This is a genomic window from Bacteroides sp. Marseille-P8574 (assembly GCF_902825465.1).
In the GTDB taxonomy this organism is placed as follows: domain Bacteria; phylum Bacteroidota; class Bacteroidia; order Bacteroidales; family Bacteroidaceae; genus Bacteroides; species Bacteroides uniformis.
In genome coordinates, this window is sequence record NZ_CADEBE010000001.1 from 979,237 (window position 1) to 998,022 (window position 18,786).

Annotated in this window: 7 protein-coding genes, 3 tRNA genes, 3 rRNA genes and 1 pseudogene; 7 read left to right on the plus strand and 7 right to left on the minus strand. The window is 46.8% G+C overall.

All coding sequences use genetic code 11. The annotated features are described in order from the left end of the window. Positions 1 to 8 precede the first annotated feature (8 nt). The 7 genes from HUX74_RS04210 to HUX74_RS04240 all read right to left on the minus strand — a co-directional run bounded on the left by HUX74_RS04210 (position 9) and on the right by HUX74_RS04240 (position 7,309). The gene (locus HUX74_RS04210) at positions 9 to 1,505 is read right to left on the minus strand and encodes a 2-isopropylmalate synthase (RefSeq protein WP_005835565.1); all 1,497 of its coding nucleotides are present in this window, start codon (positions 1,503 to 1,505) and stop codon (positions 9 to 11) included. Between the two features lie 364 nt (positions 1,506 to 1,869). Then, complete coding sequence (locus HUX74_RS04215) at positions 1,870 to 2,136, minus strand: hypothetical protein (protein ID WP_117966787.1); 267 nt, start codon at positions 2,134 to 2,136, stop codon at positions 1,870 to 1,872. Between the two features lie 123 nt (positions 2,137 to 2,259). Further along, positions 2,260 to 2,370 (minus strand): 5S ribosomal RNA (gene rrf, locus HUX74_RS04220). 73 nt (positions 2,371 to 2,443) lie between these two features. Then, positions 2,444 to 5,321 (minus strand): 23S ribosomal RNA (locus HUX74_RS04225). A 122-nt stretch (positions 5,322 to 5,443) separates the two neighbouring features. After that, positions 5,444 to 5,517: transfer RNA gene (locus tag HUX74_RS04230), tRNA-Ala, on the minus strand. A 56-nt stretch (positions 5,518 to 5,573) separates the two neighbouring features. After that, a tRNA-Ile gene (locus HUX74_RS04235) sits at positions 5,574 to 5,647 on the minus strand. Between the two features lie 135 nt (positions 5,648 to 5,782). Beyond that, positions 5,783 to 7,309 (minus strand): 16S ribosomal RNA (locus HUX74_RS04240). Together the 16S, 23S and 5S rRNA genes with 2 tRNA genes alongside form the textbook arrangement of a ribosomal RNA operon. 1,260 nt (positions 7,310 to 8,569) lie before the next feature. Between HUX74_RS04240 and sppA the strand changes: the two genes are divergently transcribed. From sppA to HUX74_RS04275, 7 genes and pseudogenes are all read left to right on the plus strand, one after another. Then, on the plus strand, positions 8,570 to 10,339 hold the full coding sequence (sppA, locus tag HUX74_RS04245) for a signal peptide peptidase SppA (protein ID WP_174646256.1): 1,770 nt from the start codon (positions 8,570 to 8,572) through the stop codon (positions 10,337 to 10,339). Continuing rightward, positions 10,340 to 11,460 (plus strand): annotated as a pseudogene (lpxK, locus tag HUX74_RS04250) (tetraacyldisaccharide 4'-kinase). Next, a complete protein-coding gene (locus tag HUX74_RS04255) occupies positions 11,399 to 12,208 on the plus strand; it encodes a purine-nucleoside phosphorylase (RefSeq protein ID WP_174646257.1) in 810 nt (269 codons plus the stop codon). Before lpxK ends, HUX74_RS04255 begins: the two are co-directional and overlap by 62 nt. A 6-nt stretch (positions 12,209 to 12,214) precedes the next feature. After that, positions 12,215 to 13,264, plus strand: a complete 1,050-nt coding sequence (thiL, locus tag HUX74_RS04260) for a thiamine-phosphate kinase (RefSeq protein ID WP_174646258.1) — start codon at positions 12,215 to 12,217, stop codon at positions 13,262 to 13,264. Between the two features lie 143 nt (positions 13,265 to 13,407). Next, positions 13,408 to 13,480: transfer RNA gene (locus HUX74_RS04265), tRNA-Phe, on the plus strand. Between the two features lie 1,865 nt (positions 13,481 to 15,345). After that, entirely contained in the window at positions 15,346 to 16,158 is an 813-nt protein-coding gene (locus HUX74_RS04270) for a GLPGLI family protein (RefSeq protein WP_174646259.1), read from the plus strand. 108 nt (positions 16,159 to 16,266) lie between these two features. After that, positions 16,267 to 18,693, plus strand: a complete 2,427-nt coding sequence (locus HUX74_RS04275) for a hypothetical protein (protein WP_174646260.1) — start codon at positions 16,267 to 16,269, stop codon at positions 18,691 to 18,693. Positions 18,694 to 18,786 lie beyond the last annotated feature (93 nt).

The window sequence follows — 18,786 nt, forward strand, 5'->3', positions numbered from 1 at the left end:
GATTAAAATCACATCTTAAACTTATTGATACAGTCGATGTACGCTTCCACTGATGCCGCGATAATATCCGTATTGGCACCGAACCCATAATAAATATGATTATCGTATTCCACCTGCATATGTACCTTACCCATATCGTCGCTACCCTTGCTGATAGCCTGGATGGTGAATTCCTTCAATGTCATATGGCGGTCGATAATCTTCTTCAAAGCCTTGATAGCGGCATCTACCGGACCGTTTCCACTGGCAGCGGCTTCAAACTTCTCACCGGAGATGTTCAATCCCAAACTGGCAACCGAACGAACCCCCACCCCACTGGTCACCTGGAGATATTCCAGTTTGATACGGTGGTTCTGCGTACGATTTGCCCCTGCCAATACCAGAATGTCGTCATCATTGATATCTTTCTTCTTATCGGCAAGTTTCAAGAACTCTTCATACACTTTGTCCAGCTTCTCCTGATCCAGCTGTACTCCCAATATCGACAAACGATTCTTCAAGGCTGCACGTCCGCTACGGGCTGTCAATACGATGGAATTATCATCAATACCCACATCATGCGGGTCAATGATTTCGTACGTCTGCACATTCTTCAATACACCGTCCTGGTGAATACCCGACGAATGGGCAAAAGCATTGCGACCTACAATAGCCTTGTTGGGCTGCACCGGCATGTTCATCAGGCTGGACACCATACGGCTGGTTGGATAAATCTTCTGTGTATTGATGTTGGTCTCGATTTCTATGTCCTTGTGACATTTGATAATCATCGCCACTTCCTCAAGAGAAGTATTGCCGGCACGTTCACCAATACCATTGATGGTTACCTCCACCTGGCGGGCACCATTCAGCACGCCAGCCATTGTATTGGCAGTAGCCATGCCCAAGTCATTGTGGCAATGAGTAGAAATAATGGCATTATGAATACCGTTGACATGTTCCATCAGATATCTTATCTTCGCGCCATACTCATCAGGCAAGCAATACCCCGTTGTATCGGGAATATTCACCACAGTAGCACCTGCCTTGATAACAGCTTCTACCACCCGTGCCAAATATTCATTATCCGTTCGGCCTGCATCTTCGGCATAGAACTCTACATCATCCACATACTTACGTGCATACTTTACGGCAGCCACTGCACGCTCTATTATTTCCTCGCGATTGGAATTGAATTTATATTTAATGTGCGAGTCAGATGTACCGATGCCAGTATGGATACGTTTATGCTTGGCAAATTGCAAAGCCTCTGCTGCCACATCAATATCTTTCTGTACGGCACGTGTCAAGGCGCAGATGGTGGGCCATGTCACAGCCTTTGATATCTCAATGACCGAATTGAAATCTCCCGGACTTGAAATCGGAAATCCGGCTTCAATCACGTCCACCCCCAGGGCTTCCAGTTGTCTGGCTACCTGAATCTTTTCCACTGTATTCAATTGGCATCCCGGAACCTGCTCGCCATCGCGGAGCGTTGTGTCGAAAATAAATAATTTGTCACTCATTGCTTTATTGTATTTAATTTATGTCCCATAAAAAAGCCTTTCGCACTTGGAAGTGAGAAAGGCTTCATATATCATTGCATCTTACATATATATTCACGCACAGCACTCACTTCCACTAAACTTTGCCAGTAGAATAATAATACCACACAGTAGAATATATGTAAAGTTCTGAATCATCTTCTTTTTTGTTTTGACGTTGCAAAGGTAGATATTATTTCGTATCACACAAACAAATTCATTACTTTTTTCAAAGAAACAGTTTCATTTTATAAGTTAGCATTCACCTATTACTTAAATATATCACAAAAAAGGCATACTTTACAGTATGCCTTTTCCTATTGCACAATTTAATACAAGTCTTGAATTACTTTTTATCACAAGCTTTCTTGCAATCTTCTTTCTTATCACAAGCAGCTTTATCACAAGCCTTCTCACATTTCGCACTGTCACAAGCAGCAGAGTCAGCACCCTCACAGCAAGCCTTAGCAGAGTCACACACTTGTTCTGTTTTTGCTGCGCAGCAAGAATCCACCTCAGTTACATTAGAATCTGCAGCCTTTTTGTTGCCACAAGATGTCACTGCGAAAGAAAACGCTACCGCAACGGCAGCCAATAAAACTTTAGTCTTCATACTTTCAATTTGCTTTAAACGTTGATATAAAATTAGTTCGACGCAAATATACGAAAAGTTTATGAGACCGCCAAAACGAACGAAGCCTCCGTATCCTTATCAGACACGGAGGCTTCTTCTGAAAAACGGCGACTACCTACTCTCCCACTGTTACGCAGTACCATCGGCGTGACCGAGCTTAACTTCTCTGTTCGGAATGGGAAGAGGTGGAACCCCGGTGCTGTAGTCACCTGAATAAGGTAGACATGATGCGAAAAAAGCAAAGCATTCATTTATGGCTGAACGTATATACCTCCATACAAGGCAAGGCAAAAAGTGAACGGGCAATTAGTAACGCTCGGCTATGACATCGCTGCCTGTACACCTGCGTCCTATCAACGTTGTAGTCTACAACGACCCTGAGAAATCTAATCTTGTGGCTGGCTTCGTACTTAGATGCTTTCAGCACTTATCCAATCCCGACTTAGATACCCGGCAATGCACCTGGCGGCACAACCGGTAAACCAGAGGTCAGTCCAACACGGTCCTCTCGTACTAGTGTCAGAGCCACGCAAATTTCATGCGCCCACGATAGATAGAGACCGAACTGTCTCACGACGTTCTGAACCCAGCTCGCGTGCCACTTTAATGGGCGAACAGCCCAACCCTTGGGACCTTCTCCAGCCCCAGGATGTGACGAGCCGACATCGAGGTGCCAAACCCCTCCGTCGATATGAGCTCTTGGGAGGGATCAGCCTGTTATCCCCGGAGTACCTTTTATCCTTTGAGCGATGTCCTTTCCATACAGAAACACCGGATCACTATGCTCTAGTTTCCTACCTGATCGACTTGTGAGTCTCCCAGTCAAGCGCCCTTATGCCATTACACTCTGCCGACGGTTACCAATCGTCGTGAGGGCACCTTTAGAAGCCTCCGTTACGCTTTTGGAGGCGACCACCCCAGTCAAACTACCCACCAAACAGTGTCCCCGCAACAGCGGGTTAGAACTCAAATAATCAAAGGGCCGTATTTCAACAGCGGCTCCACGAACACAGGCGTCCCATCTTCAAAGCCTCCGTCCTAACCTACACAGCAATTGCCCAAATTCAATGTTAAGCCATAGTAAAGGTTCACGTGTTCTTTTCGTCCCATCGCGGGTTATGGGCATCTTCACCGATACTACAATTTCTCGGAACTCACGGTTGAGACAGCGTCCAGATCATTACACCATTCGTGCAGGTCGGAACTCACCCGACAAGGAATTTCGCTACCTTAGGACCGTTATAGTTACGGCCGCCGTTTACTGGGGCTTCAATTCAACGCTTCTCTTGCGATGACGTCTCCTCTTAACCTTCCAGCACCGGGCAGGTGTCAGGCTGTATACTTCATCTTTCAATTTTGCACAGCCCTGTGTTTTTGTTAAACAGTTGCCTGGACCTATTCTCTGCGCCTCAATTGCTTGAGGACCCTTTATCCCGAAGTTACAGGGTCAGTTTGCCTAGTTCCTTAACCGTGAATCACTCAAGCGCCTTAGTATATTCAACCCGACTACGTGTGTCCGTTTGCGGTACGGGTACCGTAAGGATTAAGTTTAGCGGATTTTCTTGGAAGTATGATTACACGCACTATTGGATTGTCCAGAAGGACGCTCCATACTGTCAGGTTCGACTCTCGTTCCGGATTTGCCTGGAACAATCAACATCTACACCCTTCAACGGACTATTCCGTCAGTCCGCGGCGCTGTCACGACTCCGTCTCCACGTCACTCCTTAAGGTAGTACCGGAATATTAACCGGTTCTGCCATCGGCCTCGCCGTTCGGCTGAGCCTTAGGACCCGACTTACCCTGATCCGATTAGCGTTGATCAGGAAACCTTAGTCTTTCGGCGAGGGGGTTTCTCACCCCCTTTATCGTTACTTATACCTACATTTGCTTTTCCACACGCTCCAGCAAGGCTCACGCCTTACCTTCGACGCAGAGTGGAATGCTCCCCTACCGATGATTTCTCATCCCAAAGCTTCGGTAGAATACTTATGCCCGATTATTATCCACGCCAAACTCCTCGACTAGTGAGCTGTTACGCACTCTTTAAATGAATGGCTGCTTCCAAGCCAACATCCTAGCTGTCTTAGCAATCTGACTTCGTTAGTTCAACTTAGTATTCATTTCGGGACCTTAGCTGTTGGTCCGGATTGTTCTCCTTTAGGACATGGACCTTAGCACCCATGCCCTCACTCCTGACATAGAACTGACACGCATTCGGAGTTTGTCAAGACTTGATAGGCGGTGAAGCCCTCGCATCTTATCAGTCGCTCTACCTCATGTCAGTATAAGTCAAGGCTGCACCTAAATGCATTTCGGGGAGTACGAGCTATCTCCAAGTTTGATTAGCCTTTCACCCCCACCCTCAGGTCATCCAGAAGCTTTTCAACGCTTATTGGTTCGGTCCTCCAGATGGTGTTACCCATCCTTCAACCTGCCCAAGGGTAGATCACTTGGTTTCGCGTCTACTCCTTCCGACTATACGCCCTGTTCAGACTCGCTTTCGCTTCGGCTGCGGATCTGAGATCCTTAACCTCGCCGGAAAAAGTAACTCGTAGGTTCATTATGCAAAAGGCACGCCGTCACACTAAAAGTGCTCCGACCGCTTGTAGGCACATGGTTTCAGGAACTATTTCACTCTTCTGTTCGAAGTGCTTTTCACCTTTCCTTCACAGTACTGGTTCACTATCGGTCTCTCGGGAGTATTTAGCCTTACCGGATGGTCCCGGCAGATTCACGCAGAATTCCTCGTGCTCCGCGCTACTCAGGATACCACTAGGCTTCGGTTGGCTTCGCATACGCAGCTATCATGCTCTATGGCTGTACTTTCCAGAACATTCTGCTCACCAACTTTCTTGCCACAACGTGGTCCTACAACCCCACACATGCCGTAACATGGATGGTTTGGGCTGTTCCCCGTTCGCTCGCCACTACTGGGGGAATCATTATTTATTTTCTTTTCCTGCAGGTACTAAGATGTTTCAGTTCCCTGCGTTAGCCTCCCGCATTGCGGGATGATATCCCTTCAGGATATCGGGTTGTCCCATTCGGAAATCCGCGGATCAAAGGTCATTTGCACCTACCCGCGGCTTATCGCAGCTTATCACGTCCTTCATCGCCTCCGAGAGCCAAGGCATCCGCCATGTGCCCTTACTTACTTTTTGTCTTACCGATCACGTATGGTCGATATATACTTTCAGCTTTCAACTTTACTTTTTTTGGTCACATCATGTCAAAGATCGTTGTCAAGGATTAAGGATTAAAGATAATTCCTAATCTTGAGAAGTGGAGAATAACGGATTCGAACCGTTGACCCCCTGCGTGCAAAGCAGGTGCTCTAGCCAGCTGAGCTAATCCCCCTTCACCATTGATGAAAGACCCGCTAAATCGTAACCGGTCGGTCACCAACTGAGAAGTAGTCCCAGGCAGAGTTGAACTGCCGACCTCTACATTATCAGTGTAGCGCTCTAACCAACTGAGCTATAGGACTGTCAGTCAAACCCTCGCCTTACGGCTCGGCTTCTACTTTTCTCGTATATTTTAATAAACAAGTACGCGCAGTACAAGAGGTTCCTATGGAAGCATAACTTCAAGAACCAACGATCGAGTCGAGACGTCACTCCAGAAAGGAGGTGTTCCAGCCGCACCTTCCGGTACGGCTACCTTGTTACGACTTAGCCCCAATCACCAGTTTTACCCTAGGGCGCTCCTCGCGGTTACGCACTTCAGGTACCCCCGGCTTTCATGGCTTGACGGGCGGTGTGTACAAGGCCCGGGAACGTATTCACCGCGCCGTGGCTGATGCGCGATTACTAGCGAATCCAGCTTCATGGAGTCGGGTTGCAGACTCCAATCCGAACTGAGAGAGGTTTTAGGGATTAGCATCACGTCACCGTGTAGCTGCCTTCTGTACCCCCCATTGTAACACGTGTGTAGCCCCGGACGTAAGGGCCGTGCTGATTTGACGTCATCCCCACCTTCCTCACATCTTACGACGGCAGTCTCGACAGAGTCCCCAGCATAACCTGATGGTAACTATCGATAAGGGTTGCGCTCGTTATGGCACTTAAGCCGACACCTCACGGCACGAGCTGACGACAACCATGCAGCACCTTCACAAATGCCTTGCGGCTGATCTGTTTCCAGAACATTCATTTGCAATTTAAGCCCGGGTAAGGTTCCTCGCGTATCATCGAATTAAACCACATGTTCCTCCGCTTGTGCGGGCCCCCGTCAATTCCTTTGAGTTTCACCGTTGCCGGCGTACTCCCCAGGTGGAATACTTAACGCTTTCGCTTGGCCGCTTACTGTATATCGCAAACAGCGAGTATTCATCGTTTACTGTGTGGACTACCAGGGTATCTAATCCTGTTTGATACCCACACTTTCGAGCATCAGCGTCAGTTACAGTCCAGCAAGCTGCCTTCGCAATCGGAGTTCTTCGTGATATCTAAGCATTTCACCGCTACACCACGAATTCCGCCTGCCTCTACTGTACTCAAGACACCCAGTATCAACTGCAATTTTACGGTTGAGCCGCAAACTTTCACAACTGACTTAAGCATCCGCCTACGCTCCCTTTAAACCCAATAAATCCGGATAACGCTCGGATCCTCCGTATTACCGCGGCTGCTGGCACGGAGTTAGCCGATCCTTATTCATACGGTACATACAAAAAGGCACACGTGCCCAACTTTATTCCCGTATAAAAGAAGTTTACAACCCATAGGGCAGTCATCCTTCACGCTACTTGGCTGGTTCAGACTCTCGTCCATTGACCAATATTCCTCACTGCTGCCTCCCGTAGGAGTTTGGACCGTGTCTCAGTTCCAATGTGGGGGACCTTCCTCTCAGAACCCCTATCCATCGATGGCTTGGTGGGCCGTTACCCCGCCAACAACCTAATGGAACGCATCCCCATCAATGACCGAAATTCTTTAATAGCTGAAAGATGCCTTTCAGATATACCATCGGGTATTAATCTTTCTTTCGAAAGGCTATCCCCGAGTCATCGGCAGGTTGGATACGTGTTACTCACCCGTGCGCCGGTCGCCAGCAAAGAAAGCAAGCTTTCTTCCTGATGCCCCTCGACTTGCATGTGTTAAGCCTGTAGCTAGCGTTCATCCTGAGCCAGGATCAAACTCTTCATTGTAAAAGTATCGTGACTGCGCAAATTAAAAAAAATTAATGTGCGACAGCTTATTATCTGTTCAGGACGCTCGAATTCAAAAGTTTATCTTTACCTATATAAAATAAGTATTGACGGTTCTCTTGTTTTACCCAAGGCAATTCCCCATTGATAAGGAAAAGCCTTGCTCTTGTACTACTTGTATTGTTTATGTAAATCTGTTCAAAGATCGCTCGTTTCACGATTGCTGTTCTTTTCAGAAAGCGGATGCAAAGGTAAGAACTTTTAAGTATATCCTCCAAATATTTTCGGAAGTTTTTTTTCTTTTTTCTTCTCTCTTTTCTCTTTCCTCGTCGTCTCTCTTGTCGAAAGGGAGGCAAAAAGAAAAAGGAAGAAGAACCAGGCACCGTTTCTTTTAAAAGAATGTCAACTCGCGCTGCTTTCATTTTCAAAAGCGGGTGCAAAGGTAAGAACTTTAAAGCATAACTTCCAACTATTTTCGGAACTTTTTTTTCATTTTTCTTTTCTAAGACCGAAGTTCCGGAAGAAACCGATGGCAAAGAAGAGAAAAATGGAAGCTTACCGCTCCGTTTTACTGTCAGAATGTCAAAAACATCGCCGCCTTCGTTCCCGAAAGCGGATGCAAAAGTAGGCCTTTTATGGACATCTGCAAAATTTATACACGGTTTTTTTGAGAGATTCCATGAACTTTTTCATAACTCACTGATTGATAGATATGTTTTAAAGCATGTTTTTTAAAGGAAACTGGAATAAGGAAAGGAAGGGACACATTATATATATACGCGCGCGCAATACAAGCTCCAATTCATACCTTGACATAGACCACTGAACGGCCGGCACCGCGCTTGCGAATCACAAAGAGAACTGACAATAAACCTGCGAAAGGCTACATCCGGAAAGCACGGAAACTAAACGGGAACTAATGAACAACTTTTCTCACCACAGATATGTTGCTTTCTTTCCACACCCGTATTTCTTTCTTACCACAGCTGTGGTAAGAAAGAAATACGGGTGTGGAAAGATTAGTTCTTAGGAGAAATAGATTCAGAAAGTAAGGAGACAGCAATTATACTCTGGCATTTTACAAACTAACTATCCATAAAGAACGAAATGACATACTTCAAAGATAAAAGAAAAGAGAATGAAATCTCCCATAATACTGTGACAAACCGAAAAACTCAGCGACAGATAGGGTAAATATCAACCTAATTATTTATCTTTGTTAGCTTTTAAAAGTTAGCATACTAAAAACAATAAAGTACAATGAAAGATTTTCTGAAGTTTACGTTTGCCACCATTACCGGCATCATCGTATCAGTCGTTGTTTTAGTTTTCATCAGTATTCTGGTGGTTTTCAGCATGGTATCATCTTCGGAGTCGGAAACGCAAGTACGCAAGAACTCCATTATGATGCTGGATTTGAATGGCGCACTGGCTGAACGCAGCCAAGACAATCCGTTCGATGCCCTTATGGGAGACAATTATAAGACCTATGGCCTGGATGATGTCCTCTCCTCTATCAAAAAAGCAAAAGAGAATGACAACATTAAAGGTATCTATATAGAAGCAACTTCGCTGGGTGCAGGATTTGCTTCACGCGAAGAAATACGCAATGCATTGAAGGATTTCAAGGAATCGGGAAAATTCATCGTAGCTTATGGTGACAGCTATTCCCAAGGTCTTTATTATCTGTCAAGTGTAGCCGACAAGGTGTTGCTGAACCCGCAAGGTATGGTCGAGTGGAGGGGCTTGGCCGCTACCCCCATGTTCTTCAAGGATTTGCTGGCCAAAATCGGAGTGGAAATGCAGATATTCAAAGTAGGTACCTACAAATCGGCTGTAGAGCCTTTCATCTCTACCGAAATGAGCCCTGCCAACCGTGAACAAATCGACGCTTACCTGACCTCCATCTGGAGACAAGTGACCAATGATGTTGCAGAATCACGCAAAATATCTGTAGACTCACTGAACGCCATTGCCGACCGCATGTTGATGTTCTATCCCGCAGAAGAAAGTGTGCAATGCGGACTGGTCGATACATTAATATATAAGAATGATGTGCGCAACTACCTGAAAGCGATGGTAGGCATCGACAAAGACGACCGCATGCCCGTACTTGGTTTGCAGGACATGATTAACGTAAAGAAGAACGTTCCCAAAGACAAAAGTGGAAATGTGATTGCCGTATACTATGCCTATGGAGAAATTGACGGTGGTTCATCTTCTGCCTCCAGCGAAGAAGGCATCGACTCTAAAAAGGTGATTAAAGACCTGCGCAAGCTGAAAGATGACGAAGATGTAAAAGCGGTAGTATTACGCGTAAACTCACCGGGCGGAAGTGCCTATGGTTCAGAACAGATATGGTATGCCGTCAGCGAATTGAAGAAAGAGAAACCGGTCATTGTTTCCATGGGTGACTATGCAGCTTCAGGAGGTTACTACATTTCTTGTAATGCAGACACCATCGTGGCCGAGCCTACCACACTGACGGGTTCTATCGGCATCTTCGGCATGTTCCCCAACGCAAAGGGGCTGACTGATAAAATCGGGGTAAATTTTGATGTAGTGAAAACCAATAAATACGCAGACTTCGGCATGCTGACACGCCCGATGAATGACGGTGAAAAAGGGCTGATGCAAATGTATGTGAACAACGGATATGACCTCTTCCTCACCCGCTGCTCCGATGGCCGAGGCATCAGCAAGGAAGACCTGGATAAAATTGCCCAAGGTCGTGTATGGACCGGAAGCAAGGCCAAGGAACTAGGACTGGTCGACGAATTGGGTGGTTTGGACAAAGCTTTGGACATTGCCATTGCAAAGGCCGGAGTAGATGCCTATACCGTGATGAGCTATCCGAAAAAGGAAAGTTTCTTTGAAAGCCTGATGAACACCAATCCGGGTAACTACGTCAAAGCACGCATGCTGAAAGGCACAATGGGCGAGATATACCAGCAGTTCAGCGTCCTGGAGAATTTTGACAAATGTGACCGTATACAAGCACGTGTACCCTTTGAACTGAATATTCAATAAATGGAAGAAAACTTTATCAAGATATATCATTGGCTATATCCCCTATCATGGCTTTATGGAATAGGGGTATGCTTGCGAAATAAACTCTTTGACTGGGGCTGGCTCCGGTCAAAGAGTTTTGACGTTCCAGTAATATGCGTGGGCAACCTTGCTGTGGGCGGAACTGGCAAGACGCCACATACCGAATATCTGATAAAGCTATTACAAAAAAACGGAGTGAATGTAGCCACCCTCAGTCGGGGTTACAAGCGTAAAAGCCGAGGCTATGTACTGGCCGATGACAAGAGCAATGTACGGCAAATAGGTGACGAGCCGTATCAAATTAAAAATAAATTCCCCAATGCACGGGTAGCGGTAGACGAAAACCGTTGTCACGGCATTGAGCAACTGCTGAAACTGGAAAATCCCACTGTAGAAGCCATCATCCTGGACGACGCCTTCCAACATCGCCATGTAAAAGCCGGACTGAACATTCTACTAACCGATTTTCACCGGTTACTATGCGATGATGCCTTGCTCCCTGCCGGAAGACTCCGCGAACCTTCAAGCGGTAAAAACCGGGCACAGATGGTCATCGTCACCAAATGTCCGGATGACATCAAGCCGATAGACTTCAACATCATAGCCAAACGGCTCCACCTCTATCCATACCAACAACTGTATTTCTCCAGATTCCGCTATGGAATGTTGACCCCGCTATTTCCGAAAACGAACAGCTGGGAAGTGCTCTCTCCCCCACGGAGACGAGCAAGTACTGCTGGTGCGGCATCGCCTCCCCGCCCCGCAGAAAAGAAGTGGAATCTTACACGCCGCACGTCAAATTGCTGTCATTTGATGACCATCATGACTTTACTCCCAAGGATTTATTGCAAATAAAGGAACAATTCCTGCACCTGGAAGAGTGGAAAAGACTGATAATCACCACGGAGAAAGATGCGGCAAGGCTGAAACTCCATCCCGCACTGGACGAAACACTAAAGCCGTACATCTACGTGCTGCCGATAGAAATAGAAATTTTACAAAATCAACAATATATATTTAACCAAAACATTATTGGCTATGTTAGAGCGCATTCAAGAAACAGCAGCCTTTCTGAAGGGAAAGATGCACACCCAGCCTGAGACAGCAATCATCCTCGGTACCGGACTCGGCAGTCTTGCCGGTGAAATCACTGAAAAGTATGAGATAAGGTACGAAGAAATCCCCAACTTCCCCGTCTCTACCGTAGAGGGACACAGCGGAAAACTTATCTTCGGCAAACTGGGCCATAAAGACATCATGGCGATGCAGGGACGTTTCCATTTTTACGAGGGCTATTCCATGAAGGAAGTAACCTTCCCGGTACGTGTAATGCGCGAACTGGGTATCAAGACCTTGTTCGTTTCCAATGCCAGTGGAGGCACAAATCCGGATTTTGCGACCGGCGACCTGATGATTATCACCGACCATATAAACTACTTCCCCGAACATCCATTGCGTGGCAAAAACATACCTTACGGCCCTCGTTTCCCGGATATGAGCGAGGCCTATGACAAAGAGCTGATTCGTAAGGCCGACGCCATTGCAGCAGAAAAGGGCATCAAGGTTCAGCACGGTGTCTATATCGGTACGCAAGGTCCCACATTCGAAACACCTGCGGAATACAAGATGTTCCATATTCTGGGTGCCGATGCAGTGGGCATGTCCACCGTGCCGGAAGTCATCGTGGCAAATCATTGCGGAATCAAAGTGTTCGGCGTATCTGTCATTACAGACTTGGGGGTAGAAGGTAAAATCGTAGAAGTTTCTCACGAAGAAGTGCAGAAAGCTGCAGACGAGGCACAACCGAGAATGACAGAGATTATGCGTGAATTGATTAATAGAGCATAAGAAAGCATGAGAACAGAAATAGCTACCCTCGGTGAATTCGGCCTCATCCGTCACCTCACCGAAGGCATTGAACTAAAGAATGAGTCGAGCCGATATGGTGTCGGAGATGATGCTGCCGTCCTCTCCTACCCGGCCGAAAAGGAAGTGCTCGTTACTACAGACTTGCTGATGGAAGGTGTCCATTTCGACCTTGTGTATGTACCGCTCAAGCATTTGGGGTATAAATCGGCCGTAGTCAATTTCTCCGATATCTATGCCATGAACGGCACACCGAAGCAGATTACCGTTTCCTTGGGCATATCCAAGCGTTTCAGTATAGAAGACATGGAGGAACTCTATGCCGGCATCCGTTTGGCTTGCGAAGAATATGATGTTGACATCGTGGGAGGAGACACCTCCGCTTCCTATACCGGGCTTACCATCAGCATCACCTGCATAGGCGAGGGTGAGAAAGGAAAAGTGGTCTACCGCAATGGTGCCCGCGAAACCGACTTGATTTGCGTCAGCGGCGACTTGGGTGCCGCCTACATGGGACTACAGCTTTTGGAACGCGAAAAGGCGGTGCTCAAAGAAGGTGACAAAGACTTGCAACCGGACTTCTCGGGGAAGGAGTATCTTCTGGAACGTCAACTGAAGCCCGAAGCACGCCGTGACATCATTCAGAAACTGGCAGAAGAAGGTATACAACCCACCTCCATGATGGATATATCGGACGGCCTTTCTTCGGAATTACTGCATATCTGTACCCAAAGCAAAGTGGGTTGCCGCGTCTACGAAGAACATATTCCTATCGACTATCAGACGGCTGTAATGGCAGAAGAATTCAATATGAACCTGAGCACTTGTGCACTGAACGGAGGCGAGGATTATGAGTTATTGTTCACCGTCCCCATTGCCGACCATGAAAAGGTTGCCGAAATGGAAGGCGTCAAGCTGATTGGCCATATCACCAAACCGGAATTAGGCTGCGCCCTAATTACCCGTGACGGTCAAGAGTTTGAACTCAAAGCACAAGGATGGAATCCTTTGAAGGAAGAAGAAGCGGAAAAAGCATAACTATAAAACTTTTTCAGTATTTTTTCTCAAATCATAAACGCTGATAATTAACCACATAGCCAATTATCAGCGTTTTTTATTATGGAAGCTATTGCATAGTCCAAAAGTTTCACTACCTTTGCAACCGCAAAAGAGATAAACATGGTGCCATAGCTCAGTTGGTAGAGCAAAGGACTGAAAATCCTTGTGTCCCCGGTTCGATTCCTGGTGGCACCACCTGTAAAACTCCGAAATGCTTTATTATCAAGCGTTTCGGAGTTTTTCGTTTTAGTCACTACACCCAATAGTCACTATAAAAGTCACTATTTAAATCCCAGTAAACCTGCTTAAATCGCTTTGATTAAAGGCTATTTAAAGTCTTCTTTTAATCTTAACCCCAATCAAAGTACAATAGCAATAGACAGCTTTGATGCACAATAAAACATAGTGACTACTTTTCCTTTAGTTAGATAGTCACTATCTCACACCTTCCCTTAAGTTTCTCAACTCGCTTTGCCTTCTTCCTTCCCCCATCCTATGACTTTTCAAAAATCCCAATGACACGATGATACTTTGACCTTATTGAACTTTTTGACCTTTTGACCCTTTCCAATGACGCTTGTATTCACTTCCTCTGAACAAACAAACCACCGACCGGAATATTTCAGTTCATTATTCTAATAGAGTATGAACCATAGCTTCCTGTCATCATGATATTCCCATTCCATATCCAGACATTTCCTAATTGTTCCATTTCCTTGTCTTGTCTGCCATAACCTCAATTGATCAGCTTATGCTCTACGTTCAATACAGCCAATACCGGTTCATCTGCCCGAAATATGTTCCATCTAACATAAAAGAACTTGAATCATTGTCTGCTGAAACAAATATAGGCAGAACTTTGAACGGATGACATCCGGTTTATCAAGCAGTCTTTTATCCGTTCATTGCATCGTAGGACCAAAGTCCCCAAAGAGTTAAGTTTACAGATTCAACATTCATTGATTCTCCCTCTTTCGCGAAGCGAAACAGCGAATTTATTCGCTCCGTTGCGCAGCAATCGGCAAGTTACCCTTGTGAGGACAAACTCGTTTTGTAATGACAAGGGTACAACTTGCTTGGCTCTGTCTGCAAAATAGGCTATCGCCTCCCCGTATAGCTGTCGACCACTTTTCGGGATTTTCCCAGATTGTCTACTTTTCAGGCCTTACAGTAATCCGATGATTCAAAATTCAATTTACCATAAACACCAAGTATCATAGATTTCCGTTCCTTTGTACACAAGGCTTGTGTTTCCCATGTACCCAAGAACTGCACGCAAAAAATCCTTATCTTGATAACCGTCAGCCTTCAGAACGCCGAACCCATATACAAGACTATCCTAAGACTTACATAACTCGAACACAAAGTGCATGGTACTCTTGTATATTGAGCGCTCGCCATGATAGACTGAACATCCCAATGCGTAAAGTTACCACGACCATGAAATCAGCAAGCAAAGATACCAACAACAAGAGGGAATAAAGTATCTTAGTCTATCACACCTTGGTAAGAATTTGAAAGACAGGCCGGAAAACTATCCTTTTTTAGTCAATTTAGGCTTGCAGGATTTGTTAAGCAAGTTGTACTTTTGTGGGCACAAAATTCGTTTTGCCCACTCAAAAGTAACTTGCCGTCTGCTACCGCAGCGGAGCGATAAATCGCTGTTTCGCTTTGCGAAAGAGGACGTTTAAAGGGAAACGAACCTACCAAAGGCAACTATAGTTACAAGCATACTTATCACAAAGCATCTCGGTTGTCTGGTTGATTGTTTTCAGTTACTTCAATTCATTTATCCCTCAAACAATGCTATCTAAAGCTATTAAATGCTTAATGCTTTGTTCAAGTGTTCATAGATATATAATGACTGCACAACGCTATCACCATCAATTCATAGAAACCAAAACCACATAACCACATAACCTTCGGCGCAAGTTTTTGGATATATAAATAGGAAATATCGCAATTAAACATTACTTTTACGTTCAGTTTCAAATGCAATAAGTACATGGATTACGAGTACTGAAAATCCAGTACCCTTTGCGATATTATTCAGTTAGCCTATGAAGTCTTTCGTATTCACAATAGCATGCTGTCTGGTTTCCCTCTGCACTCAAGCGCAAGAGATTATAGACACCGTACAAGTGCGCGTACAGTATCGTGCCACATACAAACATACGCAGGAACAAAAAGAAACTTTTGATGACACGAACCTGCTGGATATAGGCAAACACGCCTCGCGGTTTTACAGCCAGAGGTTCGAGCAGTTTCTGCAGTTGCGTGATTCGGTAGAATGTACCACCCAAGATCCGATGAACAAACTGCAATTCTTGGCAGGCATGTACGGTTCCAAGAAGGGGCGCGAATATGAAGTGTACAAACACATTCCGCAAAAAGGTACACTTACTTATACCGATGCCCTACACAACGACTTTTTCTTTTGTTATGAGGAAGCCATTCCTACCTTTGCGTGGGAACTGGCCGAAGGCGACACCCTTATCATCGGCTATCCCTGCCATAAGGCCGTCTGTCATTTTCGCGGACGCACCTGGACGGCCTGGTACACGCTCGATTTGCCTTTTGACAACGGGCCCTGGAAGTTGGGCGGCCTGCCCGGACTGATTTTAGCGGCTTCTGAAAGCCAGCAGGAGTTTTCGTTTGTGGCCACCGGCATCGAGCAGCTGCGACAAACAACGACCCTTGTTTTCCGGCCGAAACGCTACGAGCGGTTGACAGCAAAACAGTTTCAACGACTGCTGCAAGACTACTGGAAAGACCAATGGAACACCACTAACCGTCTGCAGGGCAGCGGCTATAGCGAACCGCCCAAGGCGCAACGGAGTTTTAATGCCTGCTTAATGGATGTGTATGAATAAGAGCATTGTCTTTCTCGTTTTGCTGCTGCTCTCTACCGCAGCAGTGGCCCAGTCGCTCACCGGGCGGGTGGTCGATACGAATCGTGCCCCCTCGAAGTGGTGTCGGTCGTGCTGTTTGAGAAAGCGACCCGAAAGCCGCTGGCCTTTACCCGCACAGATGCCGACGGGCAATTTACCTTGTCATGTCCGGCCAAACGATCCGGCACACTGATATTTACCCTCCTCGGCTATGCCAAGGACTCCATCGATATACAGCATTTCCGTTCCGGACAGATGGTTGTACTGAAGGAACAGTCTTACCAAATCAAAGAAGTGCAGATTAAGGCGCCCCGCATTGCACAACGGGGCGATACACTGACCTATCCGGTAAGTGTGTTCAAACAGCAGCAAGACCGAAGCATTGCCGATGTCATTGCCAAGATGCCCGGTCTGCTGGTCAACGATGACGGCAGCATTGAGTATCAGGGACGGCGCATCAACAAGTTCTACATTGAGGGGCTGGATATGCTGGGAGCCAAATATGCCCAGATTTCAGAGAATCTCTCGGCCGACAAGGTCAAATCCGTGCAGGTATATGAAAACCATCAGCAGGTCAAGATGCTGCGTGGTCTGAGTTTCTCCGAGCAGGCAGCACTGAACATTGTGCTTCGCGACGATGCACAGAACATCTGGCAAGGAGTGGTCGACTTGGGAGCAGGAAGCAGTTTGCAGCAAGATGCCGACTTACTGTGCGACAGCCGTTTCAACTCCATGCTCTTTTCGCGGAAGATGCAGACCTTTTCGCTGTATAAGTTCAATAACTGCGGGGGTGAACTGAAAGAAGGTATCAATCTGAGAAAATTCTTCGGCTACGGAATGCCGGAGGCTTCAAATGCGGTGAACCCTATTACGCTGAATGTTCCCGACCTTTCCCCTTCGCGCACCCGGATGAACCAGACGCACCTGCTCTCTTCCAACTGGCTATTCAAGACGGGCCAGGATGCCGACCTGCGCTTCCAGTTGAGCGGAGTCTTTGAGGAAACCCAAGTGGAAGAAGAGGTAGTGACGGAATACACCGATATAGCCACTGACAACCGCATTGCAGAATATTCCCAAGCCCGGAGTCACAGCAACTTTGCCAATGGCGAACTGCTTTACCGCATCAACAGCGACCGGCTTTACCTGACCAATAACCTGAGTACCCACCTGTCATTTGACCGGGGAACGGGTACGGTGCTCGTCAACGGACAGCAGCAAAACCAGTATGTCAAGCCGCACCGCCGCATCGTTTCAGACGAACTGGAGATGGTTAACCGGTTGAAAAACGGAAGGCACTTGAATACCCGGGCTTATGTGTCCTACAATTATTTGCCGAGCAAATTGCAGACCGCCCAAGGGGCGATGCAGGAACTCAACCAGCAGATTGTCTTCTGGGGAGCCACCACCACCTTCAACCATCCTTTGGGCAAAATCAATGCGCAATACAGTCTGGGCAACGAAGGCTTGACTCAACGCATGGAGGAAGTCGCTCAACAATGGGCTTTAAACTATGTGCAACACACCACGCGGGCTGCAGTCGGACTCTACGACCAGCACGAAAGGTTGAGTTGGAACATCCGTCTGCCCATTGCCTTGCTGGCGCAGTCCCTGGCCGGGCGTAAGCATCAAAGTGTGCAACTGGAACCCCAACTGTCGGTGACCTATAAACCCAATGCCCACTGGAACTTCACTACTGCCTATTCCTATTCGGAATACCCCAAAGACGGACTGGAATTGTGCCAGACACCGTTGTTCACCGACTATCTGATGCAGCGCATCGGGAATGGCCGATTCGATCCTCTGAAAATGCACCTGGCCAGTCTGTATGCAGCTTATAAGAACATCCGTTACGGTTTGTTTGCCTCGTTGCAGACCGGTTATACCTATCGTCCGGACGGCACGCTATATGCCCACCAGTTAGACGGCATCATCTACCAGTCGCAGGCCACCGCACACCGACGGAGCAGCCGGGCATTTCATGTAAACGGCAAACTCACCAAGGACTTCGGTTCCCGGTTCTCTGTCGGACTGAATGCCTATTTCAGTCAAAGCCACTCCTACAGCTTGTGGAAAGAGACTCCGGTACCTAACCGTTTCCGGAACGTCCATACTTCGGTTTCCCTGTCTTACAGACCTTGTCCCTGGTTCTCGGTGGAAGAAAAATCGTTCCTCTTCCACACGGAAAACAAACGGAAACAGACCGGCGAGAATGCGGCTTCTGTGCAACGGACGAATACCTTTAACCACGAACTGAACTTCTTCATTACTCCCAAGAAGTGGGTGGTACAATGGAAGAATGAGTTTTACCACAGCAACGACCATTCGGCCTCATTCAACTTCTTCTCAGACTTATCTGTGTCTTATCAGTTCAAGGACAGTGAAATATCCCTTAGTCTGAACAACCTGATGGGTAACAACACCTACGAGCGCCGCATCGTCCGGTCAGAGTTCATTACCCATACCGTGCACCGCCTGCGTCCGCGTGAGTTCATCCTCAAATATTCCTTTGCTTTGTAGCTTCATCTATATCACTTTATGCAAACACCCCCTTCAACATCTACTTGTTACGGCAATCGTTGAAGGGTGTTTGCGTTTGTCAGATCTTTATAC

What these genes read in the sequence shown, in the direction of transcription:
- HUX74_RS04210 (WP_005835565.1), bottom strand. Translation starts at nt 1,505, where the DNA reads ATGAGTGACAAATTATTTATTTTCGACACAACGCTCCGCGATGGCGAG.
- HUX74_RS04215 (WP_117966787.1), bottom strand. Translation starts at nt 2,136, where the DNA reads ATGAAGACTAAAGTTTTATTGGCTGCCGTTGCGGTAGCGTTTTCTTTC.
- sppA (WP_174646256.1), top strand. Translation starts at nt 8,570, where the DNA reads ATGAAAGATTTTCTGAAGTTTACGTTTGCCACCATTACCGGCATCATC.
- HUX74_RS04255 (WP_174646257.1), top strand. Translation starts at nt 11,399, where the DNA reads ATGTTAGAGCGCATTCAAGAAACAGCAGCCTTTCTGAAGGGAAAGATG.
- thiL (WP_174646258.1), top strand. Translation starts at nt 12,215, where the DNA reads ATGAGAACAGAAATAGCTACCCTCGGTGAATTCGGCCTCATCCGTCAC.
- HUX74_RS04270 (WP_174646259.1), top strand. Translation starts at nt 15,346, where the DNA reads ATGAAGTCTTTCGTATTCACAATAGCATGCTGTCTGGTTTCCCTCTGC.